Here is a 21,039-nt window from a genome sequence, read left to right as displayed (position 1 = left end):
GGACAATTCGCTCCGAGCCTGCTGTCTTCGTGCGGGCGAGGAAAGTGCATGAGCCCCGTCCGGATGTACACGACCCAGGTCTGCCCCTACTGCCTGCGCGCCAAGGCGCTGCTCAAGCAGCGCGGCGTCGCGGCGATCGAAGAGATCCGCGTCGACCAGGACCCGAAGCAGCGCGACGCGATGATTGCGCTCACCGGACGCCGCACCGTGCCGCAGATCTTCATCGGCGAGACCCACGTCGGCGGCTGCGACGACCTCGTCGCGCTGGACCAGCGCGGCGGCCTCGCCCCCCTGCTCGCGGGCTGACGCACCCGGGGCGGAGGCCCCGGTGGGGTGGTCCATAATCGCCGGCCGCTGCCGCCCGAACCCGGGCGGCCACCTCCCAACACGGAACCACCATGGCCGACGCGACCCCCGTTTTCCAGATCCAGCGCATGTACCTGAAGGACCTGTCGCTGGAGCAGCCGAACTCGCCGCAGATCCTGCTCGAGCAGCAGCAGCCGGCGGTCGAGATCAATCTCGCGATGGCCGCCGAGGTCGTCGCCGACGGCATCTTCGAGGTCACCGTCACCGCCACCGTCACGACCAAGGTCGCCGACAAGACGCTGTTCCTCGTCGAGGCCAAGCAGGCCGGCATCTTCGAGATCCGCAACATCCCGGAAGACCAGATGCAGGGCATCCTGAGCATCGTCTGCCCGCAGATGGTCTACCCCTACCTGCGCGCCATCGTCTCGGACGTCTGCACGCGCGCCGGCTTCCCGCCGATCCTGCTGAACGAGGTCAACTTCCAGGCCATGTTCGAGGCCCGCATGCAGGCCGAGGCCGCCCAGGCCAACGGCGGCTCGCCGATCATCACCTCGGCGAACTGATCGCCTTCGCGGGGCCTTCGCGGCCCCGCCCCGCGCTGCCGACACGATGAAGATCGCCGTCCTCGGCGCCGGTGCCTGGGGCACGGCGCTCGCCGCCGCGGCCGCGCCGCGCCACGAGGTCCTGCTGTGGACCCGTGACGCCGCCCAGGCCGCCGAGATCGCGGCCACCGGCCGCAACACCCGCTACCTCGGCGACGAGCCGCTGCCCGCCGGCCTGCGCGTCAGCGCCGACCGCGACGCCGCGCTCGCCCACTGCGAAGGCGGCCTGCTGGTCGTCGCGACGCCGATGGCCGGGCTGCGCGAACACCTGGGCTCGCTGCCCGACGAGCGCCCGGCGCTCTGGGCCTGCAAAGGTTTCGAGAGCGGCACCGGCCTGCTCGGCCACGAGATCGCGCGCGAACTGCGCCCCGGCGCCGCCGGCGGCGTGCTGTCGGGCCCGAGCTTCGCGCTCGAGGTGCTGCGTGGCCAGCCGACGGCGCTGGTCGCCGCCAGCGAGTCCGACGCCCTGGCCGCGGCCGCCGTCGAGGCCTTCCACAGCGAGAGCCTGCGCGTCTACACGGCGCGCGACATCGTCGGCGTCGAGGTCGGCGGCGCGGTGAAGAACGTGCTCGCGATCGCCACCGGCATCGGCGACGGCCTGGCCGCCACCGGGCTCAACGCCCGCGCCGCGCTGGTCACGCGCGGGCTGGCCGAGATGACGCGGCTGGGCGTCGCGCTGGGCGGCCAGGCGGCCACTTTCATGGGCCTGTCGGGGCTGGGCGACCTGGTGCTCACCGCCACCGGCGACCTGTCACGCAACCGCAAGGTCGGCCTGGCGCTGGCCGCCGGCAAGGCGCTGCCCGACATCCTGGCCGAGCTCGGCCACGTCTCCGAAGGCGTCTACAGCGCTGCCACGGTGCTGCAGCGCGCGCGTGCGCTGGGCGTCGAGATGCCGATCACCGAAGCCGTCGTCGAGGTGCTCGAAGGCCGTGTTTCGCCCGAGACCGCGCTGCGGCGGCTGATGGGCCGCCAGTCGAAGGCCGAGTAGCCTTCGGCTGTTGACCACACGGCTCCCCCGAGCCCCCTCCGAGAGGGTGCTCCAGCTCGTTCGAGCGCACCCTCCAGCCTCCCTCCGTGAGGGAGGCTCCAGTTTGTATGACGTCCGATGCGCTGCGGGTCCGCCGCGGCCTGCGCGGACGGCTATGCGGCGCCGTCGTATCCGTTCTGGCGCCAGGCGTCGAAGACCGCGACGGCCACCGCGTTGCTGAGGTTCAGGCTGCGCTGGCCGGCGCGCATCGGCAGGCGCACGCGCTGCGAATCGGGGAACCGTGCCAGCAGCTCGGCCGGCAGGCCGGCGCTCTCGGCGCCGAAGACCAGCCAGTCGCCGGCTTGCCAGCGCTGCTCGGCCAACGGGTGCGAGCCGCGTGTCGTGAACGCGAACATGCGCGCAGGGTCGGGGCGCTCGCTCTCCAGCAGCGCGTCCCAGGACGCGTGGCGGCGCACCGGTGCGTACTCGTGGTAGTCCAGCCCGGCGCGGCGCAGCTGCTTGTCGTCCATCGAATAACCCAGCGGTTCGACGAGGTGCAGCCGGCAGCCGGTGTTGGCCGCCAGGCGGATGACGTTGCCGGTGTTCGGCGGGATTTCGGGGTGGACGAGCACGATGTCGAACATCGGCCGACCATAACTCAGTCCGGCGTGCGCGCCAGGATACAGGCGTCGACCGCCGCGGCGCCGGCCTGGCGCAAGGCGGCGGCGGCTTCGCGCAGCGTCGTGCCGGTGGTCGCGACGTCGTCGACGAGCGCGACGCGGCGGCCGGCGAGCAGGGCGCGCGCCGCCGGCGGCACGTGGAAGGCGGCGCGCAGGTTGGCCAGGCGTTCGGCGCGGCCCAGTTCGGCCTGCGGCGGCGTGTCCAGCAGGCGCTCCAGCAGGTCGGCTCGCGCCGGCACGCCGCGCAGCCGGGCGCAACGCCGGGCGATCTCCCAGGCCTGGTTGTAGCCACGCTCGGCCAGCCGCTTGGCCGACAGCGGCACCGGCACGACGACATCCGGCGCCGGCAGCGCCGCCGCGGCGTCGGCGACCAGCGGCGCCAGCGCGGCGGCGAGTTCGACGCGGCCGTGGAACTTCAGCGCCGCGACCAGACCGTCCCAGGGGAAGCCGTAGTCGGCGGCACAGGCCGTGTGTTCGAAGGGCGGCGGCCGCTGGCGGCATTCGCCGCAGACATCGCCGGCGGCCAGCGGCAGCGCGCAGCGGCGGCAGCGTGGCCGCGGCGCGGCGAAGCGTGCGACACAGTCGGCGCACAGCGCCGCGCGGGTGGCGCTGCGGCAGACCTCGCACTGTCCGGGCAAGCGGGCGAGCCAGGCGGCCGGGAGCATGGTCTCAATATACTGGCCGCATGCCCGAGACCGACGCCGCCGCGCGCTCCACGCGCCGACCGCTCGACGAGGCGGCGTTGGCTCGTGTGCTGCGCCGCCTGCGTGCCGCCGACGAGCCGCCCTGGCTGCACGGCGAGGTCGCGCGCCGCATGGCCGACCGCCTGGTGGTGATCCGCAAGCAGCCCTCGCGTGTGCTCGACTGGTGGGCCGGCACCGGCGCCAGCCGCAGCGTGCTGGCCGCGGCGTATCCGTCGGCCGAGATCGTCGCCGTCGAAGCCGAGGCGACGCCGGCACCGGCGGCGACACCGTGGTGGTCGCCGCGGCGCTGGAGCGGCGCGCGTGCGCCGCAGGTCGAGGCCGAGGCCGAACTCGCGCCGGGCGGCGCCGAGCTGGTCTGGGCGAACATGATGCTGCATGGCGTCGCCGACCCGCAGGCCACGATGGCGCGCTGGCACCGGGCGCTGGCGGTCGACGGCTTCCTGATGTTCTCGACGCTGGGCCCGGGCACCATGGAGCGGCTGAGCGCGCTCTACGCCGAGCAGGGTTGGACGGCGCCCTTCGCGCCTTTCGTCGACATGCACGACCTCGGCGACATGCTGGTCGAGGCCGGTTTCGCCGACCCGGTGATGGACCAGGAAACCATCACGCTGACATGGCCTGACGCGGGAGCGGCGATTGCCGAGCTGAGAACCCTGGGCGGCAACGTCGACGTGTCGCGTCACCCCGGGCTGCGGACGCCACGCTGGCGCCGGCGGCTCGAGGCGGCGCTCGCGGCCGACGCGGCTCCCGGCGGTCGCCCGGCACTCGCGTTCGAGATCGTCTTCGGACACGCCTTCCGGCCCCCGCCGCGGCCGCGTGTCGCACCGCAGACCGCGGTGCCGCTCGACGACCTGCGAAGCATGGTTCGCGCCGGCCGGAGAGCTCCCGGCTAGCGACGCGCGAGCCTGATGGAGTCCAGCGATTTGAACGACATCCAGGCGAGCGCGAACGAAACAGCAGAAGGATTTACCGCCCGGCCGCGCCTGGCGCAGGCGCTGGCCGCCGTGCTGCTGCTGTCGGCGGGGGCGGCCCGGGCCGTCGAGGACCTCGCCGGCGGCCCCGGCGTGCGCCAGCTCAACCTGCAGCCCGCGGCCACCCGCATCGCGATGGAGCAGTACTCGCTGCACAACGTCGTGATGGTCATCTGCCTGGTGATCTTCGTCGGCGTCTTCGGGGTGATGTTCTGGTCCATCCTGAAGCACCGCAAGTCGCTGGGCCACAAGGCGGCCAACTTCCACGAGAGCGTCACGGTCGAGATCGCGTGGACCGTCGTGCCCTTCCTGATCATCATCCTGATGGGCGCGCTGGCCACGCGCACCGTCGTGGCGATGAAGGACACGACCAACGCCGACCTGACGATCAAGGCCACCGGCTACCAGTGGAAGTGGGGCTACGACTACCTGCAGGGTGAAGGCGAGGGCATCGCCTTCCTGTCGACGCTGGACGTTCGCCAGCGCCAGATGTCCGACGCCGGCCGGCCCGAGGGCAACGACTACCTGCTGCGCGTCGACAACCCGCTGGTCGTGCCGGTGCAGCGCAAGGTGCGCATCGTCACGACGGCCAACGACGTGATCCACGCCTGGGGCGTGCCGGCGCTGGGCGTCAAGCAGGACGCGATCCCCGGCTTCGTGCGCGACACCTGGTTCCGCGCCGAGCGCACCGGCGACTTCTACGGCCAGTGCGTCGAGCTCTGCGGCAAGGAGCACGCGTACATGCCGATCCACGTGAAGGTGCTCGGCGCCGCGGACTACGCCGCCTGGGTGCAGGCCAAGAAGCGCGAGATGGCCGCCGCGGCTGACGACCCGACCCGCATCTGGACGCTGGACGAACTCGTCGCGCGCGGCCAGCAGGTCTACGCCTCGACCTGCGCCGCTTGCCACCGCCCCGACGGCAAGGGCGGCGGGCCGGTCAAGCCGTTGGACGGCAGCGCCATCGTGCGCGACGACCCGGCGCGCCAGATCGACATCGTGCTGCACGGCGCGGCCAACGGCGCGATGCCGTCGTGGAAGGCGCTGTCGGACACCGAGATCGCCGCCGTCATCACCTTCACGAAGAACGCCTGGAGCAACCAGACCGGCGTGCTGGTGCAGCCCGCGCAGGTCGCGCAGGCCCGTCCTTGACGCCGCCCGCAGGCGGCAGGAGCCCCGAATGAGCGTTGTCCTCGAGCCGCCGGTCGGCCCCGCGCACGGACCAGCACATGGCGCGCAGCACGAGCACGCCCACGGCGTGCCGCAGGGCTGGCGGCGCTGGCTCTACGCCACCAACCACAAGGACATCGGCACGATGTACCTGCTGTTCAGCTTCGCGATGCTGATCACCGGCGGCGTGCTGGCGCTGGCGATCCGCAGCGAGCTGTTCCAGCCCGGGCTGCAGTTCTTCAACCCCGAGCTGTTCAACCAGCTGACGACGATGCACGGGCTGATCATGGTCTTCGGGGCCATCATGCCGGCCTTCGTCGGCTTCGCGAACTGGCTGATCCCGATGCAGATCGGCGCGTCGGACATGGCGTTCGCGCGCATGAACAACCTCAGCTTCTGGCTGCTGATCCCGGCGGCGCTGCTGCTCGTCGGCTCGTTCTTCATGCCCGGCGGCGCGCCGGCTACCGGCTGGACGCTGTACGCGCCGCTGACGCTGCAGATGGGCCCCAGCATGGACGCGGCGATCTTCGCGATCCACCTGATGGGCGCGAGTTCGATCATGGGCTCGATCAACATCGTCGTCACGGTGCTGAACCTGCGCGCACCCGGCATGACGCTGATGAAGATGCCGCTGTTCTGCTGGACCTGGCTGATCACCGCCTACCTGCTGATCGCGGTGATGCCGGTGCTGGCCGGCGCGGTGACGATGACGCTGACCGACCGCCACTTCGGCACCAGCTTCTTCAACCCCGCGGGCGGCGGCGACCCGGTGATGTACCAGCACATCTTCTGGTTCTTCGGCCACCCCGAGGTCTACATCATGATCCTGCCGGCCTTCGGGATCATCAGTCACATCCTGCCGGCCTTCGCACGCAAGAAGCTGTTCGGCTACACCTCGATGGTCTACGCCACGGCCTCGATCGCGATCCTGTCGTTCATCGTCTGGGCGCACCACATGTACACGACGGGCATGCCGGTCACCGGCCAGCTGTTCTTCATGTACGCGACGATGCTGATCGCGGTGCCGACCGGCGTGAAGATCTTCAACTGGACGGCGACGATGTGGAAGGGCTCGATGAGCTTCGAGACGCCGATGCTCTGGGCCATCGGCTTCCTCTTCGTCTTCACGATCGGCGGCTTCACCGGGCTGATCCTGTCGATGGCGCCGATCGACATCCAGCTGCAGGACACCTACTACGTCGTCGCGCACTTCCACTACGTGCTCGTCGCCGGCTCGCTGTACGCGATCTTCGCCGGGGTCTATTTCTGGGGGCCGAAGTGGACCGGGCGCATGTACTCGGAGTTCCACGGCAAGGTGCACTTCTGGCTGTCGCTGGTGTTCTTCAACGTCGCCTTCTTCCCGATGCACTTCCTCGGGCTGGCCGGCATGCCGCGGCGCTACGCCGACTACCCGGTGCAGTTCGCCGACTTCAACGCGCTGTCGACGATCGGCGCCTTCGGCTTCGGGATCATGCAGGTCTACTTCTTCGTCTTCGTCGTGCTGCCGATGATGCGCGGCAAGGGCGAGCCGGCGGCGGCCCGGCCCTGGGACGGCGCCGAGGGCCTGGAGTGGGAGATCCCGTCGCCGGCGCCGTGGCACAGCTTCGAGACGCCGCCGCGGCTGGACGCCAGCGCCACGCGCATCCTGCGCTGAGGGCCGCGACGATGGCGCTCGACGAGCACGAAGCGCGCCGGCGCGCCAACCGGCGCCTGGGGCTGTGGCTGGCGGCGCTGGCGCTGGCTTTCGGGCTGGCCTTCGTGCTGCGCATGAGCTGGGGGCGCTGGTGACGGCGCGGGCGCTGCTGGCCGACAACCGGCGGCTGTTCGCCAAGCTCGCCGTCGTCGCCGCGGCGATGTTCGGCTTCGGCTACGCGCTGGTGCCGATGTACCGCGCGATCTGCGAGGCGCTGGGCATCAACGTGCTGGCGCGCGCCGAACTCAACACCGGCGGCGCCGCGGCGCCGGCGGCCAACACCCAGGTCGACACCAGCCGCAGCGTCGTCATCGAGTTCGACGCCAACGCGCGCGGGCCCTGGGAGTTCCGGCCCGAGAAGCGCACGCTGAGCGTGCACCCCGGCGAGCTGGCGCGGGTGGACTACGTGTTCCGCAACCGCCAGCCGGTGGCGATGACCGCGCAGGCGATCCCGAGCTACGCCCCGCAGGTCGCGGCGGCGCACTTCGGCAAGCTCGAGTGCTTCTGCTTCAGCCAATGGACGCTGCAGCCGGGCGAGGAACGCAGCTGGCCGGTGGTTTTCGTCGTCGACCCCAAGCTGCCGCGCGAGGTGACGACGATCACGCTGTCCTACACCTTCTTCGAAGTCGGCGGGCGCACGCCGCCGGCGCCCGGGGGCGGCACGTGAATGCGCCGCGCCGCCTGCCGCTGGCCCGCACGCTGCGGGCCGTCGCCTGGTCCTTCTTCGGCGTGCGCCGCGGCGCCGCGCACGAGGAGGACCTGCGCCACCTGAACCCGGCGCTGGTGATCGCCGTCGGCATCGCCGCGGCGGTCGCGCTGGTCGCCGCGCTGCTGCTGCTGGCCACCTGGGTCGTCGACAGCGGCGTCGCCGCCTGAACCGCCACACGAGGAGTCCGCATGTCCGCCCATCCGCCCGCCCGGTCCGCGTACTTCGTCCCGTCGCCGTCGAGCTTTCCGGTGCAGGTGGCGGCCGGCATGCTGCTGGTGATGCTCGGCGCCTCGCAGTGGGTCAACGGCGCGCGCTGGGCGCCCTGGGTCACCGCGGCCGGCATCGCGGTCTGGCTGTGGGTGCTGTTCCACTGGTTCCGCCAGGCGGCGCGCGAGAGCGAGTCCGGGCTCTATTCCGAGCAGGTCGGCGGCTCCTACCGCTGGGGCATGGCCTGGTTCATCTTCTCGGAGCTGATGTTCTTCGCCGCGTTCTTCGGCGCGCTGCTGTACGCGCGCATGATCTCGCTGCCTTCGCTGGGCAGCCTGGACCACCAGCTGCTGTGGCCCGACTTCAAGCCGCTGTGGCCCAGCGAGGCGCCGGGGCTCACGGCTTCACCGGCCGGCGTCGTCGAGCCCTTCGGGATCATCGGCCCCTGGCCGCTGCCGACGCTGAACACCGCGCTGCTGCTGAGTTCGGGGCTGACGATCACCGTCGCCCACCACCGGCTGCTGGCCGGCGAACGCGGCGCGACGATCCGCTGGATGGCCGCGACGATCGTGCTCGGCCTGGTCTTCCTCGGCGTCCAGGCCACCGAGTACCACCACGCCTACACCGAGCTGAACCTGAAGCTGAACTCGGGCATCTTCGGCTCGACCTTCTTCATGCTCACCGGCTTCCACGGCTTCCACGTGTTCCTCGGGCTGCTGATGCTGGGCTCGATCACGCTGCGGCTGAAGGCCGGGCACTTCACGCCCGAGCGCCATTTCGGCTTCCAGGGCGCAGCCTGGTACTGGCACTTCGTCGACGTCGTCTGGCTGGGCCTGTACCTGTTGGTGTACTGGCTGTGAGCACGGCGCTGTCAGACGGCGTTCGGCGCGATCCAGCCGAGCTGCCAGGCCAGCAGCACGCCGAGGAAGAGCGCGATCGACAGCCCGATGCGCCAAGCCAGCGCGCGCGCCATGCGGCGGTCGCGGGTGGCGGCGTCGCGGCCGCCGAGCAGCGCGACGCCGGCGGCGGCCAGCGCGCCGACGACCGCAGCGAGCAGGGCGAGGATGGCGAACTTCATCGCCCCAGCGTAGCGCGCCGCCCGGCCCGCCGGGGCGCGGGGTTGTGGCTGATCGTGACGGTGGTGTTCGCCGCGCTGTGCGTGCGCCTGGGCTTCTGGCAGCTCGACCGTGCCGCCGCCAAGTTGGCGCTGCGCGCCGAGGTCGCCGAACGCGCGGCGCTGCCGCCGCTGCCGGCGGCGGCCCTGGCCGCCACGCCCGAGGCGGCGGCGCAGCACTACCGCCGCGTCACGCTCGCCGGCCGCTGGCTGGCCGATCGCACCGTCGCGCTGGACAACCGCCAGGTCGACGGCCGGCCGGGTTTCGTGCTCGTCACCCCGCTGGTGCTGGCCGACGGCAGCGCGGTGGCGGTGCAGCGAGGCTGGCTGCCGCGCGACGCGTCCGATCGCAGCCGCATCGCCGCGCCACTGCTGCCGGCCGTGCCGGTGCAGGTGGCCGGGCAGCTGGCGCCGCCGCCGTCGCGGCTGTTCGCCTTCGGCGCCGACGCCCCGGGCGCGGCGATCCGTCAGAACCTGGACCTGGGCGCCTGGAGCGCCGAGATTGGCGTGCCTCTGCGCCCGCTGTCGCTGGTGCAGCTCGACGGCCCGCAGACGCCGGTCGACGGCCTGCGCCGCGTGATGCCGCAGCCCAGCGCCGACGTCTCGCGCCACCGGGTCTACGCCGGCCAATGGTTCCTCTTCGCCGCGCTGGCGCTCGTCTTGTATGTCGGAATCCTGGTCTTCCGTGCCCGCCGGCCACGCTGAGCCGCCGCCCGGCCTGGTGCTTCGCCGGCGGCTGACGATGCTGGCCGTCGCCGCGGTCTGCGCCGCGCCGGTGCTGGCCTCGTATCTGGCGTTCTATGTCGTCCGGCCGGCGGGCGCGCCGCGCGCCGGCATGCTGGTGCAGCCACCGCGCGAGCTGCCGGCCGACCTGTCGCTGGCCGGCCTGGAAGGCAGGCCGGTGGCGCCGGCTTCGCTGCGCGGGCAGTGGCTGCTGCTGGTCGTCGCGCCGTCGAGTTGCGGCGAGGCCTGCGAGCGGCGGCTGTTCCTGCAGCGCCAGCTGCGCGAGATGCTCGGCCGCGAGCGCGACCGCGTCGACAAGCTCTGGCTGCTGCCCGACGCCGGCCGGCCGGCGCCAGCGCTGCAGGCCGCCGTCGAGGCCGCGCCGGCGGTGACGCTGCTGCGTGCCGACGCCGCGGCGCTGGCGCGCTGGCTCGGGCCGGCCGAGGCCGAGGACGCGCTGCTGATCGTCGACCCGATGGGCCGCGAGATGATGCGCCTGCCGGCCGGCGCCGACCCGTCGCTCGCGCGCCGGGACCTCGAGCGCCTGCTTCGTGCCTCGGCCTCCTGGGACCGCCCGGGGCGCTGACGATGGCCGCCGTCGACCTCGCCCCCCTGGGCCGCCTGCTGGCGCTGGCCGCGCTGCTGGCGGCGCTGCCGCTGGGTTGGCTGCTGTGGCGCACGCGTGGCACGGCGCCGCCGGCACGGATCGCGGCCCTGACCACGCTGACGCTGGTCCTCGCCTTCGACCTCGTCCTCTTCGGTTCCTTCACGCGGCTGTCGGACTCCGGTCTCGGCTGCCCCGACTGGCCGGGCTGCTACGGCCACGCCAGCCCGGTCGGCGCCGCCGATCACATCGCCGCGGCGCAGCAGGCGCTGCCTTCGGGGCCGGTGACCTGGTCCAAGGCCTGGGTCGAGATGATCCACCGCTACCTGGCGATGACCGTCAGCGCGCTGGTGCTGGTGCTCGCGGTGGCCAGCGTGCGCGCCCGGCGCACGTTGCCGCACGGCGCCGGCTGGGCGCTGGCGACGCTGGCCTGGGTGCTGGCCCAGGGCCTGCTGGGCAAGTACACGGTGACGCTTAAGCTGTTCCCGGCCGTCGTCACGCTGCACCTGCTCGGCGGCCTGGGGCTGCTGGGGCTGCTGGCCTGGCAGCAGGCGTCGTGGCGCGCGGCGCGGCCGTCGGCGCCATCGGGGCTGCGGCCGTTGGCGCTCGCCGGCTTCGCCGTGCTGATGCTGCAGGCCGCGCTGGGCGGCTGGGTCAGCAGCAATTACGCGGTGCTCGCCTGCACCGGTTTTCCGTCCTGCAACGGCGAGGCCTGGCCGGCGATGGACGCCGCGGCCGGCTTCGGGATCTGGCGCGAGCTCGGCCACGGCAGCGACGGTGCGCTGCTGCCCTTCGAGGCGCTGGTCGCGATCCACATGGCGCATCGGCTGTTCGCGCTGGTCGCCGCCTTGGCGCTCGCCGTGCTGGCCTGGCGGCTGTGGCGCTCGCCGGGTTGGCAGCGTTTCGGCCTCACGCTGGCGGCGCTGCTGCTGGCGCAGCTGGCCAGCGGCCTGTCCAACGTCGTGCTCGGCTGGCCGCTGGCGGCCGCGCTGGCGCATTCGGCGGGCGCGGCCGCGCTGGTCGTGCTGCTGGCCACCGTCGTCGCCCTGGCGGCGCCGGTGGGTGCACCGCGTGCCCAGACGCAGCCGCGGCCCGCCGCCGCCTGACTCCCGAGGAGACCACCATGGCCCGCATCGCCGCCGCCCCGTTCGTGCTGCCGTCCAAGCCGGCGCAGTTCGTCCAGCTGACCAAGCCGCGGGTCGTGCAGCTGGTCGTCTTCTGCGCGCTGATCGGCATGCTGCTGGCCCAGCCCGGCTGGCCCGAGCTGCCGCGCCTGCTGGCGGCGACGCTGGGCATCTGGCTGGTCGCCGGCGCGGCCGGGGCCTTCAACTGCCTGGTCGAACGCGAGATCGACCGACGCATGGCGCGCACCGCCTGGCGGCCCAGCGCACGCGGCGAACTCGCGCCGGGCGAGACGCTGGTCTTCGCCGTGGCGCTGTGCACGCTGGGCTGCGCCATCCTGCTGGCGTGGGTGAACGCGCTGACGGCGCTGCTGACGCTGGCCACCTTCGTCGGCTACGCGATCGTCTACACCGTCGTGCTCAAGCCGCGCACGCCGCAGAACATCGTCATCGGCGGCGCCGCCGGCGCGATGCCGCCGGTGCTGGGCTGGGCGGCGATGACCGGCGAGATCGGCGCGCCGGCGGTCGCGCTGTTCCTCGTCATCTTCCTGTGGACGCCGCCGCACTTCTGGGCGCTGGCGCTGTACCGCGTCGAGGACTACCGCCGCGCCGGCCTGCCGATGCTGCCGGTGACGCACGGCAGCGCCTACACGCGGCTGCAGATCCTGCTCTACACGATCGCCCTGTTCGCCGCGACGCTGCTACCCTTCACCTCCCGGTCGAGCGGCGGGATCTATCTCGCAGCCGCGGTCGTCCTCGGTGCACGCTTCGTCGTGCTGGCCTGGCGGCTGTGGCGCGAAGGGGGCGACGCGCTCGCGCGGCAGACCTTCCGCTTCTCGATCTGGCACCTGTCGCTGCTGTTCGCGGCCCTGCTGATCGACCACTACCTCTGGCCATGGCTGTCTTCTCCCGTCGTCTGATCCTTGCCGCCGCCGCGGCGCTCACGCTGGCCGCCTGCGAGCGCGGCAACAGCCCGCCGCGCGCCGGTTTCGAGGGCGTCGACATCACCGGCGCCGACTACGCGCGGGAGCTGAACCTGCCCGACGCCGAAGGCCGCCGGCGCAGCCTGCAGGACTTCCGCGGCAAGGTGACGGTGGTCTTCTTCGGCTACACCCAGTGCCCCGACGTCTGTCCGACGACGATGGTCGAGCTCGCCGAGGTCAAGCGCCAGCTGGGCGCCGACGGCGAGCGCATCCAGGGCGTGTTCGTCAGCGTCGACCCCGAGCGCGACACGCCGGAGATCCTGAAGGCTTACGTCGCCAACTTCGACCCGAGCTTCGTCGCCTTGCGCGGCACGCCCGACGAGACCAAGGCCACGGCCAAGCAGTTCAAGGTCTTCTACAACAAGGTCGCCGGCCAGACGCCGACCAGCTACACGATCGACCACACCGCCGGCTCCTACGTCTTCGACGCCCAGGGCCGGGTGCGGCTGTTCACGCGCTATGGCGCCGGCCTGGACAAGCTCAAGCACGACCTGAAGATCCTGCTCGACGAGAAGGCCGCCTGAAAACGACGCGGGCCGCCCGAAGGCGGCCCGGCGGGGCAGCGGTGCGGCGCCTCAGGCGGTCGCTTCGAGCGCCTTGCGCATCTTCTTCATCGCCGCGACCTCGATCTGGCGGATGCGCTCGGCGCTGACGCCGTATTCGGCCGCCAGCTCGTGCAGCGTCATGCCGCCGCTGGAGTCGTCGTTGACCTTCAGCCAGCGCTCCTCGACGATGCGGCGGCTGCGCTCGTCGAGCACCGACAGGGCCTGGGCGATGCCGTCGCCGGACAGCCAGTCGCGGTGGCGGGCTTCGAGCAGCCGCGTCGGTTCGCTCGCGTCGTCGGCCAGGTAGGCGATCGGCGCGAAGCTCTCTTCGCTGTCGTCGGTCTGCGGCTCCAGCGCGACGTCGCCGCCGGCCAGCCGGGTTTCCATCTCGATGACTTCGTCGGGCTTGACGTTGAGCTCGCGCGCGACGGTGTCGACTTCGGCGGGCGTCAGCGTGCTGCGGTGCAGGTCGGCTTCGGCGGCGTCGGCCTTCAGGCCCTGCTTCATCGAGCGCAGGTTGAAGAACAGCTTGCGCTGGGCCTTGGTCGTCGCGACCTTGACCATGCGCCAGTTCTTCAGGATGTATTCGTGGATCTCGGCCTTGATCCAGTGCAGCGCGTAGCTGACCAGGCGCACGCCCTGGTCGGGGTCGAAGCGCTTGACGGCCTTCATCAGGCCGACGTTGCCTTCCTGGATCAGGTCGCCTTGCGGCAGGCCGTAGCCGAGGTACTGGCGCGAGACCGAGACGACGAGGCGCAGGTGCGAGAGCACCAGACGGCCGGCGGCTTCGAGGTCGCCGTGGTCGCGCAGGCGCTTGCCGAGCGCCACTTCCTCCTGCGCAGTCAACATCGGCAGGCGGTTGACGGCCGTGATGTAGGCGTCCAGGTTGCCGATCGACGGCACCAGAGCCCACGGGTCGCGGACGGTCAGGGCGGTGGTGGCAGGGTTCATGGTCGCTTGGGAGTCCTGTCGGGCGTCTCGAGTTCCGTCGAATATTAGCACTCGCTTCCGATGAGTGCTAAAGGACCTTGCCGACGGAATGTGTGCATGTGCTCACATGTCTGATTGGTCTGACGCGGCGTGGCTGCGCACGCCTTCCGTCGTGCGGGCCTTCAGACGCTGGACATGCGCCGCCAGCTCACCGGGGCGAGGCTCTCGCCGACGTTGTCGTTGCCCCGCCGTGTCCAGAGATTGGGCATCCACGAGTTGGCGTAGCTGAAGACATGCGTCTGCGGCCGGCCCTGCTCGTCGAAGCTGTGCGACTGCAGGCCGGCGAGCACGCCGCCGTAGACGTGCACGCCGATGCCCGGCGCCTCGTCGTCGGGGTTCTCGATCTGGAACATCGGCAGACGCTCCGGATCGGGCAGCGTCACGTTGCCCGGCTTCAGCAGCTCGATCTGCTCGGCGCTGTCGGGGCGGCCATCGGCGGCACGCGAGTGCAGGTGCAGCCGGTGGCGGCCGCGCAGGACGCCGTACAGGCCCCAGACGCCGGTGTCGTGCACCGGCGAGCGGTAGCCCGGCCGGGTGACGTAGCTGACGATCGAAAAACGGTCGACCGGGTCGGCGTAGAGCAGGTAGGTGCTGCAGCCGCGGTGCGGGCGCGCGAGCTCGTCGGGCAGCCAGCCGTCGTGGCCGAGCAGGGTGCGCAGCTGCCAGGCCAGCAGTTGCAGAGGGGGTTCGGCAAGGCCGCCTGCGTTGACGGCCAGACTGGCGGCCTGCACGAAGCGGCGCAGAGGTTCGAGGCTCACGACAAGCATTCCCATGCATCCGACCAGGCCCGCGGGAGGTGCCGCTGGTGCCCGAACGTCCGAGATGCGAGCGGATCGTTCAGACAGTTCAGTCTAGACTGAACAATGGGCGATCACAAGCCGCATCCCTTCGTCGGCAGGGCCGTCGTCGTGAGGGGACGACCTGCGCGCGCGGCTCGGTTGTGAGCGCTGTTTGTTCGTTCTAGACTGAATGTGACCGCGGTAATGCTGCCGCCCGCACCGGGCGGCTCCCATCGGTTCCAGATCCATGCCCGACCACGACGCGGCCATCGAACGCTTCATCGAAACCCACGGCCAGCTGGCCGAGGCCGACGGCATGCCCCGGATCCTGGGGCGCATGGCGGCCACCTTCATGCTCGAACCCGGGCCGTTCAGCTTCTCCGAGATCGGCGAGCGCATGCAGATCAGCCGCGCCAGCGTCAGCACGATGACGCGGTTGCTGGAGAACCTGGGCGTCTTCGAGCGCATCACGCGCCCGGGCGACCGCCAGGCCTATTTCCGCCTCGTCGAGAACCCGGTGCAGGTGTTCACCCAGCGCCGCATCGCACGCCAGCAGCGCTGCCTGGAGGCGATCGACGAGCTGCTGGTCAGCACCACGCTCGACCCCGAGGCCCGGGCCCGGCTCGACGAGATCCGCAGCATGCATGCCGAGATGATCGCGGCCGGCCAGGCAGCGCTGGACCGACGCCGCGGCTGAGCGCCCGCGCGCGGCTCAGATCAGGCCCCAGCGCGTTTCGTGCGAGGCCAGCGCCTCGTCGACGGTGCGCAGGAAGCGGCGCACGTCCAGCGGCTTGGTGATGTAGTGCGCGGCGCCCAGCGTCAGCGCCTCCTGCATGCGCGCCGTCGTCGCGTCGGCGCTGACGACGATCACCGGGATGTCGGCGACGTCGCGGTCCTGCTTCAGGTGGCGCAGCAGCTCCAGCCCGCTGATGTCGGGCAGGTGCATGTCCAGCAGGATCAGGTGCGGCCGGTGCTGGCGCACCGCCGCCAGGCCGTCCAGGCCCATCATCGAGACCTCCAGCGCGATCTGCGGCCGCTGGGCGAGCACGCCGCGCATGACCTCGATGTTGGTCTCGTTGTCCTCGATGTAGTGCACGCGGCGCTTGGCGTAGGGCTCCAGCGGCGAGCTGATCGTCGACGGCGGCGCGCCGGCCACGAGCTCGGCGCGCGGCAGCGTCAGCGTGAAGACCGAGCCGCGGCCGGCGCTGCTCTCGCCTTCGAGCGTGCCGCCCATCAGCTCGGCCAGACGCCGGCTGATGACCAGGCCGATGCCGGTGCCCTCGATGCCGCTCTGCTCGCGGCCCAGGCGGTTGTAGGGCTGGAACAGGCCGGCGACCTGCTCGGGCGTCATGCCCAGGCCGGTGTCGCGCACGCGCAGCTGCACGTGCTGGTCGTCGGGCGCCGCCGACTCGACGACGATCGTGCCGCCGGCGCGGTTGTACTTGACGGCGTTGGACAGCAGGTTGGTCAGCACTTGCTTGAGCCGGGTGTCGTCGGCCAGCACGGCCAGCGCCTCGGGCGCCAGTTCGGCGTCGACGGTGACGCCCATGCGCTCGGCGGCGGTGGCGATCATCTCGATGCTCGCGCCGACGGCCGAGCGCAGGTCCAGCGCGCGAAGGTCGAGCTGCACCGAGCCGGTCTCCAGCCGCGCCAGGTCCAGCGTGTCGTTGATCATCGCCAGCAGGTGCCAGCCGGCGCGCAGCATCTGCGTCGACCACTCGCGCTGGTGCGGCGCCAGCGGCGGGTCGCGGTCCAGGCCCAGCAGCTGGGCGAAGCCGATCATGGCGTTCAGCGGCGTGCGCAGCTCGTGGCTCATGCGCGAGAGGAACTCGGTCTTCGCGCGGTTGGCGGCTTCGGCGCGGTGCAGCGCACGTTCGGACTCCTCGAGCCGGCGGTGCTCGGTGATGTCCTCGGCGACGCCGGCCAGGCGCCAGGGCTGGCCGGCGGCGTCGCGCAGCAGCGTGAACAGCGTGCGCGCGTGCAGCACCGCGCCGTCGGCACGCTGCAGCCGCGTCTGGCGGCGCACCGTGCTCGCCCTGCCGCTGCGCAGTTCCTCCAGCGCCTGGCGGTCGGCCTCGCGCTCGTCGGGGTGCGAGATGTCGTCCAGCGAGCAGTTCACCAGCTCCTCGGCGCTGCGGCCGAGCATCGTGCACAGGCAGGGGTTGGTCTCGACGAGGCGGCCGTCGAGGCCGGCGAACATCACGCCGATCGGCACGTTGTCGAGAATGCCGCGCAGCCGGTCCTGGACCTCGCGCATCTCCTCCTCGGCGCGGCGGCGCTCGCCGATCTCGCGGCGCAGCTCGGCGGTGCGCTCCTCGACCGCCAGCCCGATGCGGTGGGCGCGGCCGGTGACGGTGAGCAGCAGCGCGCCCAGCACCGCGGCAGCGGCCAGCCCGGCCACCGAGAACACCCAGGCGTTGGTCTGCTGGCGCTCGCGTTCCCAGGCCGCCGTCGAGCTCACGCGCAGCTCCAGCGTGCGCGAGGCCAGCGCGATGCGGTGGCGCGCCGACAGGCGTTCCAGGCGTTCGTTCTCGCAGCCGGCGGGGCCGGCCAGTCGCGCGCGCTCGACGCCGGGCTCGGTGTCGACCAGGCACCAGCGCAGCCCGGCGGCGTCGTTGCCCGGCAGGCCGGCGAGCAGGCGCTCGGCGCGCACGGTGACGAACAGCACGCCGGCAAAACGCTGCTGGCGCCCGGCCGGATCGTGCGGCTTGGCGCCGTCGTACAGCGGGTAATAGAGCACGAAGCCGTTCTCGTCGTCGTGCGGGTCGGACTGCGACAGCCGGAACGCGGCGCTCGCGCTCGGCTCGCCGCTGCCGCGTGCGAGGTCGACGGCCGCTCGCGCCGCCGGGACCGTCGTCACGTCGACCCCCAGCGCGCGGGCGTTCGCCTCGCGCGGGGCGATCAGGTCGATGACGAGGGCGTCGCCGCCGTTCGTCGGCCCGCGTGTGTAGATGGTGAAGCCGGCTTCGCCGGCGTCGCGCCGGCGCGCCTGGAACGCGGCCAGCTCATCGTGCGCGACGCGGCTGGCGTGGCCCACCGCGCGCAGCTGCAGCGGCTGCGACAGCCACCAGCCGGCGGCGTCTTCCAGCGTGCCGGAGTTCATGCCGCCGGCGGCGCGGTAGGCGCCGGCCAGGGCCTGCAGCGCCTGCATCGGCTCGTGCAGCAGACGGTCGGTGTCGGCGGCCAGCGAGGCGGCGTCGTTGCGGAAGGCGGTGGCCAGACGGTCGCGGTCCCAGCGGCCGACGGCCAGCGTCGCGCCCGACAGCAGCAGCGTCGTCGCCAGCAGCGGCACGGCGACCGTGCGCCGCCGCGGGCGCCAGGCTTCGGCGGGCCGGCCGACGATGGTCAGCGCCAGCGGCGCGCCGATCATCACGCCCAGCGTGTCGCCGACCCACCAGGTCAGCGCGTTCAGCGCCACCTGGGACGGCGCGATCGCGCCGGTGCCCCACAGCGCGGCGGTGGCCAGCAGCGGGTTCAGCAGGCAGGCGACGATGCCGCCCCAGACGCCGGTGGCGGTGATGTCGCGGGCGCTGTCGAGCACCAGCGGTTGCGGCACCAGCCGGCGCACCAGCGCCGCGCCCAGCGCCGCCTGCAGCATCGCGCCGACGCCGATGGCCAGCGGCGCGAGCTGCGCCGCGACGTCGGTCTGGCCGCGTGCCGCGCCGAGCACGACGTTGACGAGGAAGCTGCCGGCGAACACGCCGGGCAGCGCGGCGCGCCCGTAGACCAGTGCCGCGACCAGCGCGATGCCCGAAGGCGGGTACAGCGGCGAGGCGTAGCCCGGCGGGACCGCCAGCAGCAGCGCGATCCAGCCGACGGCGGCGTAGGCGAGCGCGGTCGCGGCGGCGACCCGCCAGGCGGGCGGGGGGGCGACGGCGGGCGGGGCGTCGGCGTTCAGGCGCACGGAATCACTCTACCGCCGCCCGGCGCCGCGTGCCGCGCCGCTCAGGATTTGGTCGTGGGGATCAGACGTTGAACAGGAAGTTCATCACGTCGCCGTCCTTGACGACGTACTCCTTGCCTTCGGCGCGCATCTTTCCGGCGTCCTTGGCGCCCTGTTCGCCGCCGAAGGCGACGAAGTCTTCGTAGGCGATGGTCTGGGCGCGGATGAAGCCGCGTTCGAAGTCGGTGTGGATGACGCCGGCGGCCTGCGGTGCGGTGTCGCCGATGTGGATCGTCCAGGCGCGCACTTCCTTCACGCCGGCGGTGAAGTAGGTCTGCAGGCCCAGCAGCGTGAACGCGGCGCGGATCAGGCGGTTCAGGCCCGGCTCGTCCTGGCCCATCTCGGCCAGGAACATCGTCTTGTCCTCGTCGGACATGTCGGCCAGGTCGGCCTCGGTCTTGGCGCAGATCGCGACCACCGGTGCCTTCTGCGCCGCGGCGTACTCGCGCAGGCGCTCGAGGTAGGCGTTGTTCTCGAAGCCGTCCTCGGCGACGTTGCCGACGAACATCGCCGGCTTGGCGGTGATCAGGCACAGCGGCTTCAGCACGACCAGCTCTTCCTTGCTGAAGTCGATCGAGCGCACCGGCTTCGCCTCGTTCAGCGCCGCCTGGCACTTCTGCAGCACGTCGACCAGGCGCTGGGCCTCCTTGTCGCCGCCGGCACGCGCCTGCTTGGAGTAGCGCACCAGGCTCTTCTCGACGGTGCCCAGGTCGGCCAGGCAGAGCTCGGTCTGGATGACCTCGATGTCGGCGATCGGGTCGACGCGGCCGGCGACGTGGATCACGTTCTCGTCGTCGAAGCAGCGCACGACGTTGACGATGGCGTCGGTCTCGCGGATGTGGCTCAGGAACTGGTTGCCCAGGCCTTCACCCTTGCTGGCGCCGGCCACGAGGCCCGCGATGTCGACGAACTCGACGATCGCCGGCACGACACGTTCGGGCTTGACGATCTCCGAGAGCTTGACCAGGCGCGGGTCGGGCAGCTCGACGACGCCGACGTTGGGCTCGATCGTGCAGAACGGGTAGTTCTCGGCGGCGATGCCGGCCTTGGTGAGGGCGTTGAAGAGGGTGGACTTGCCGACGTTGGGCAGGCCCACGATGCCGCACTTGAGGCTCATGGAGGGGCTTTCGCGAAAGGGGGCGTTCGGGGCGACGGCGGCAGGCGCCGTCGCGAAGGCGGCGATTTTCCTACAGCCGGCGCCCGCCGTGCGTGTTCAGAAGGCCCAGCTTGCGCCAGCGGCCTGGCCGCGGCGCAGCGTGCGGCCGAAACCTTCGACGATCACCGCGTTCATGCCGAAGGTGATGCCGCCGTCCATGCGCGCGTCGGCGCGGAAACCGGCCAGCGTCGCGCCGGGCTCGGCGCCGGTCTCGGCGCTGGCCGGGTCGACGTTCGGGATCGAGCAGCGCACGCAGGGCTTGACGAGCTTGAGCCGCACCGGGCCGCCGTCGGCCTCGATGACGATCTCGTCGAGATGGTCCTCGTCGAAGGGCTGCAGGCCGTCGAGCACGAGGTTGGGGCGGAACCGTTCGATGCCCACCGGCGGCTGGCCGCGTGCCGCCAGGCGCTGGTTCAGCTCGGCCAGCGAGGCGGTGGAGGCGACCAGGATCGGGAAGCCGTCGGAAAACTGGTTCTCGGCCTCGATGTCGCCGGTCCAGCGGCGCGAGGACAGCCGACGCTGCTCGGGGTCGAAACGCAGCAGCCGCGCCGGGCGGCCGAGGAAGTCGCTGAACCACTGCGCCGCCAGCGCGCCCAGGTCCCAGGCCGCGACCTCGTCGTCCCAGACGCGGGCGCGGGTGGCGCTCTCGACGTTGTCGATCGCCAGATGCAGCGTCAGCATGCCGGGCGCACGCAGCACCAGTTCGTCGCCGCGCAGCGTCGTCGAGACCAGCGCCAAACGCGGCAGCTGGCGCTGGGTCAGCATGCGGCCGTCCTTGTCGGCCACCATCCAGGCGCGGTCCAGGTCGAGGCCGGTCTCGACGACGAGCGCCTCGTTGCAGGCGATGCCGGCGCAGGACTTGACGGGGTGGACGAACAGCTGCGCGACGCGGCAGTCGAGATCGCTCAAACAGGCCTCCGATGGGCGGGAGAAGCGCCGATTGTGAGCGCCGGCGGCTTCTAGAATGCCGGTCACCGCGCCCCGGGCGCGGTCTCGCTGGGGGTGCTGGCCCCGCCGTCGTCCGACGGCCAGGCCGGCTGAGAGAGTCCCTTAGAACCTGATTGAGGTAATCCTC

24 protein-coding genes are annotated in these 21,039 nt (G+C 72.0%); 16 read left to right on the top strand and 8 right to left on the bottom strand.

Annotation, left to right across the window (positions count from 1 at the left end; all coding sequences use genetic code 11):
* Positions 1-48: 48 nt before the first annotated feature.
* The 3 genes from grxC to RGE_RS20425 all read left to right on the top strand — a co-directional run bounded on the left by grxC (position 49) and on the right by RGE_RS20425 (position 1,896).
* Positions 49-306 carry a glutaredoxin 3 gene (gene grxC / locus RGE_RS20435; protein WP_014430378.1) on the top strand — a complete coding sequence of 86 codons (258 nt, stop codon included), beginning with the start codon at positions 49-51 and terminating at the stop codon, positions 304-306.
* Positions 307-398: 92 nt separating this feature from the next.
* A complete protein-coding gene (gene secB / locus RGE_RS20430) occupies positions 399-869 on the top strand; it encodes a protein-export chaperone SecB (RefSeq protein WP_014430377.1) in 471 nt (156 codons plus the stop codon).
* A gap of 46 nt (positions 870-915) precedes the next feature.
* Complete coding sequence (locus RGE_RS20425; RefSeq protein WP_014430376.1) at positions 916-1,896, top strand: NAD(P)H-dependent glycerol-3-phosphate dehydrogenase; 981 nt, start codon at positions 916-918, stop codon at positions 1,894-1,896.
* Positions 1,897-2,048: 152 nt separating this feature from the next.
* On the opposite strand, the gene trmL is transcribed toward RGE_RS20425, so the two are convergent.
* Together trmL and RGE_RS20415 are read right to left on the bottom strand one after the other, a co-directional pair.
* Complete coding sequence (trmL, locus tag RGE_RS20420; RefSeq protein WP_014430375.1) at positions 2,049-2,519, bottom strand: tRNA (uridine(34)/cytosine(34)/5-carboxymethylaminomethyluridine(34)-2'-O)-methyltransferase TrmL; 471 nt, start codon at positions 2,517-2,519, stop codon at positions 2,049-2,051.
* A gap of 14 nt (positions 2,520-2,533) precedes the next feature.
* Complete coding sequence (locus tag RGE_RS20415; RefSeq protein WP_014430374.1) at positions 2,534-3,220, bottom strand: ComF family protein; 687 nt, start codon at positions 3,218-3,220, stop codon at positions 2,534-2,536.
* A 20-nt stretch (positions 3,221-3,240) separates the two neighbouring features.
* On the opposite strand from RGE_RS20415, the gene RGE_RS20410 reads away from it, so the two are divergent.
* The 7 genes from RGE_RS20410 to RGE_RS20385 are packed head-to-tail and all read left to right on the top strand — an operon-like array spanning position 3,241 to position 8,866.
* Positions 3,241-4,152: a methyltransferase domain-containing protein gene (locus tag RGE_RS20410; RefSeq protein WP_014430373.1), complete on the top strand. Its 912-nt coding sequence runs from the start codon at positions 3,241-3,243 to the stop codon at positions 4,150-4,152.
* Positions 4,153-4,167: 15 nt separating this feature from the next.
* Positions 4,168-5,379, top strand: a complete 1,212-nt coding sequence (gene coxB / locus RGE_RS20405) for a cytochrome c oxidase subunit II (protein WP_014430372.1) — start codon at positions 4,168-4,170, stop codon at positions 5,377-5,379.
* 28 nt (positions 5,380-5,407) lie between these two features.
* Positions 5,408-7,051 carry a cytochrome c oxidase subunit I gene (gene ctaD / locus RGE_RS20400; RefSeq protein WP_014430371.1) on the top strand — a complete coding sequence of 548 codons (1,644 nt, stop codon included), beginning with the start codon at positions 5,408-5,410 and terminating at the stop codon, positions 7,049-7,051.
* 11 nt (positions 7,052-7,062) lie between these two features.
* The gene (locus RGE_RS24765) at positions 7,063-7,185 is read left to right on the top strand and encodes a cytochrome oxidase small assembly protein (RefSeq protein WP_231384589.1); all 123 of its coding nucleotides are present in this window, start codon (positions 7,063-7,065) and stop codon (positions 7,183-7,185) included.
* Entirely contained in the window at positions 7,182-7,757 is a 576-nt protein-coding gene (locus RGE_RS20395) for a cytochrome c oxidase assembly protein (protein WP_014430370.1), read from the top strand. Before RGE_RS24765 ends, RGE_RS20395 begins: the two co-directional genes overlap by 4 nt.
* Positions 7,754-7,966, top strand: a complete 213-nt coding sequence (locus tag RGE_RS20390) for a DUF2970 domain-containing protein (protein ID WP_014430369.1) — start codon at positions 7,754-7,756, stop codon at positions 7,964-7,966. The genes RGE_RS20395 and RGE_RS20390 overlap by 4 nt, the downstream gene beginning before the upstream one ends.
* 21 nt (positions 7,967-7,987) lie before the next feature.
* Positions 7,988-8,866 carry a cytochrome c oxidase subunit 3 gene (locus tag RGE_RS20385; protein WP_014430368.1) on the top strand — a complete coding sequence of 293 codons (879 nt, stop codon included), beginning with the start codon at positions 7,988-7,990 and terminating at the stop codon, positions 8,864-8,866.
* 11 nt (positions 8,867-8,877) lie between these two features.
* Here the strand turns inward: RGE_RS20385 and RGE_RS20380 are convergent, their stop codons facing one another.
* Positions 8,878-9,084: a DUF2909 domain-containing protein gene (locus tag RGE_RS20380; protein ID WP_014430367.1), complete on the bottom strand. Its 207-nt coding sequence runs from the start codon at positions 9,082-9,084 to the stop codon at positions 8,878-8,880.
* A gap of 42 nt (positions 9,085-9,126) precedes the next feature.
* On the opposite strand from RGE_RS20380, the gene RGE_RS20375 reads away from it, so the two are divergent.
* From RGE_RS20375 to RGE_RS20355, 5 genes are read left to right on the top strand one after another with little or no spacing between them, the layout of a single operon-like run.
* Positions 9,127-9,825 carry an SURF1 family protein gene (locus RGE_RS20375; RefSeq protein WP_043784336.1) on the top strand — a complete coding sequence of 233 codons (699 nt, stop codon included), beginning with the start codon at positions 9,127-9,129 and terminating at the stop codon, positions 9,823-9,825.
* Between the two features lie 37 nt (positions 9,826-9,862).
* Entirely contained in the window at positions 9,863-10,429 is a 567-nt protein-coding gene (locus tag RGE_RS20370) for a thioredoxin domain-containing protein (RefSeq protein WP_014430365.1), read from the top strand.
* Between the two features lie 2 nt (positions 10,430-10,431).
* Positions 10,432-11,553, top strand: coding sequence for a COX15/CtaA family protein (locus tag RGE_RS20365; protein ID WP_014430364.1), 1,122 nt, complete (start codon positions 10,432-10,434; stop codon positions 11,551-11,553).
* 17 nt (positions 11,554-11,570) lie between these two features.
* Entirely contained in the window at positions 11,571-12,488 is a 918-nt protein-coding gene (gene cyoE / locus RGE_RS20360) for a heme o synthase (RefSeq protein WP_014430363.1), read from the top strand.
* Positions 12,464-13,075: an SCO family protein gene (locus RGE_RS20355; protein ID WP_014430362.1), complete on the top strand. Its 612-nt coding sequence runs from the start codon at positions 12,464-12,466 to the stop codon at positions 13,073-13,075. Before cyoE ends, RGE_RS20355 begins: the two co-directional genes overlap by 25 nt.
* 51 nt (positions 13,076-13,126) lie before the next feature.
* Here the strand turns inward: RGE_RS20355 and rpoH are convergent, their stop codons facing one another.
* Positions 13,127-14,047, bottom strand: a complete 921-nt coding sequence (gene rpoH, locus RGE_RS20350; protein WP_014430361.1) for an RNA polymerase sigma factor RpoH — start codon at positions 14,045-14,047, stop codon at positions 13,127-13,129.
* Between the two features lie 161 nt (positions 14,048-14,208).
* Entirely contained in the window at positions 14,209-14,844 is a 636-nt protein-coding gene (locus tag RGE_RS20345; protein WP_148280252.1) for a cysteine dioxygenase family protein, read from the bottom strand.
* 268 nt (positions 14,845-15,112) lie between these two features.
* On the opposite strand from RGE_RS20345, the gene RGE_RS23425 reads away from it, so the two are divergent.
* Entirely contained in the window at positions 15,113-15,562 is a 450-nt protein-coding gene (locus RGE_RS23425) for a GbsR/MarR family transcriptional regulator (protein ID WP_014430359.1), read from the top strand.
* 15 nt (positions 15,563-15,577) lie between these two features.
* Here RGE_RS23425 and RGE_RS20335 read toward each other — a convergent pair whose 3' ends face one another.
* The 3 genes from RGE_RS20335 to RGE_RS20325 form a co-directional block, all read right to left on the bottom strand.
* Positions 15,578-18,769 (bottom strand): CHASE domain-containing protein, encoded by a 3,192-nt coding sequence (locus RGE_RS20335; RefSeq protein WP_014430358.1) that lies wholly within the window; start codon positions 18,767-18,769, stop codon positions 15,578-15,580.
* A 61-nt stretch (positions 18,770-18,830) separates the two neighbouring features.
* Positions 18,831-19,925: a redox-regulated ATPase YchF gene (ychF, locus tag RGE_RS20330; protein ID WP_014430357.1), complete on the bottom strand. Its 1,095-nt coding sequence runs from the start codon at positions 19,923-19,925 to the stop codon at positions 18,831-18,833.
* Between the two features lie 96 nt (positions 19,926-20,021).
* Positions 20,022-20,873: an MOSC domain-containing protein gene (locus RGE_RS20325; RefSeq protein ID WP_014430356.1), complete on the bottom strand. Its 852-nt coding sequence runs from the start codon at positions 20,871-20,873 to the stop codon at positions 20,022-20,024.
* Positions 20,874-21,039 lie beyond the last annotated feature (166 nt).

This window comes from Rubrivivax gelatinosus IL144 (genome assembly GCF_000284255.1).
Classification (GTDB): domain Bacteria; phylum Pseudomonadota; class Gammaproteobacteria; order Burkholderiales; family Burkholderiaceae_C; genus Rubrivivax; species Rubrivivax gelatinosus_A.
Note: the sequence above shows the minus strand (reverse complement) of the source record. Positions and strands in the feature narration are given on the sequence as shown.

Coding starts and splice junctions, on each gene's coding strand:
- RGE_RS20365 (WP_014430364.1), top strand. CDS start 10,432: ATGGCCGCCGTCGACCTCGCCCCCCTGGGCCGCCTGCTGGCGCTGGCC.
- coxB (WP_014430372.1), top strand. CDS start 4,168: ATGGAGTCCAGCGATTTGAACGACATCCAGGCGAGCGCGAACGAAACA.
- RGE_RS20385 (WP_014430368.1), top strand. CDS start 7,988: ATGTCCGCCCATCCGCCCGCCCGGTCCGCGTACTTCGTCCCGTCGCCG.
- RGE_RS23425 (WP_014430359.1), top strand. CDS start 15,113: ATGCCCGACCACGACGCGGCCATCGAACGCTTCATCGAAACCCACGGC.
- ychF (WP_014430357.1), bottom strand. CDS start 19,925: ATGAGCCTCAAGTGCGGCATCGTGGGCCTGCCCAACGTCGGCAAGTCC.
- cyoE (WP_014430363.1), top strand. CDS start 11,571: ATGGCCCGCATCGCCGCCGCCCCGTTCGTGCTGCCGTCCAAGCCGGCG.
- rpoH (WP_014430361.1), bottom strand. CDS start 14,047: ATGAACCCTGCCACCACCGCCCTGACCGTCCGCGACCCGTGGGCTCTG.
- RGE_RS20380 (WP_014430367.1), bottom strand. CDS start 9,084: ATGAAGTTCGCCATCCTCGCCCTGCTCGCTGCGGTCGTCGGCGCGCTG.
- trmL (WP_014430375.1), bottom strand. CDS start 2,519: ATGTTCGACATCGTGCTCGTCCACCCCGAAATCCCGCCGAACACCGGC.
- RGE_RS20415 (WP_014430374.1), bottom strand. CDS start 3,220: ATGCTCCCGGCCGCCTGGCTCGCCCGCTTGCCCGGACAGTGCGAGGTC.
- RGE_RS20370 (WP_014430365.1), top strand. CDS start 9,863: ATGCTGGCCGTCGCCGCGGTCTGCGCCGCGCCGGTGCTGGCCTCGTAT.
- RGE_RS20425 (WP_014430376.1), top strand. CDS start 916: ATGAAGATCGCCGTCCTCGGCGCCGGTGCCTGGGGCACGGCGCTCGCC.
- grxC (WP_014430378.1), top strand. CDS start 49: ATGAGCCCCGTCCGGATGTACACGACCCAGGTCTGCCCCTACTGCCTG.
- RGE_RS24765 (WP_231384589.1), top strand. CDS start 7,063: ATGGCGCTCGACGAGCACGAAGCGCGCCGGCGCGCCAACCGGCGCCTG.
- ctaD (WP_014430371.1), top strand. CDS start 5,408: ATGAGCGTTGTCCTCGAGCCGCCGGTCGGCCCCGCGCACGGACCAGCA.
- secB (WP_014430377.1), top strand. CDS start 399: ATGGCCGACGCGACCCCCGTTTTCCAGATCCAGCGCATGTACCTGAAG.
- RGE_RS20355 (WP_014430362.1), top strand. CDS start 12,464: ATGGCTGTCTTCTCCCGTCGTCTGATCCTTGCCGCCGCCGCGGCGCTC.
- RGE_RS20410 (WP_014430373.1), top strand. CDS start 3,241: ATGCCCGAGACCGACGCCGCCGCGCGCTCCACGCGCCGACCGCTCGAC.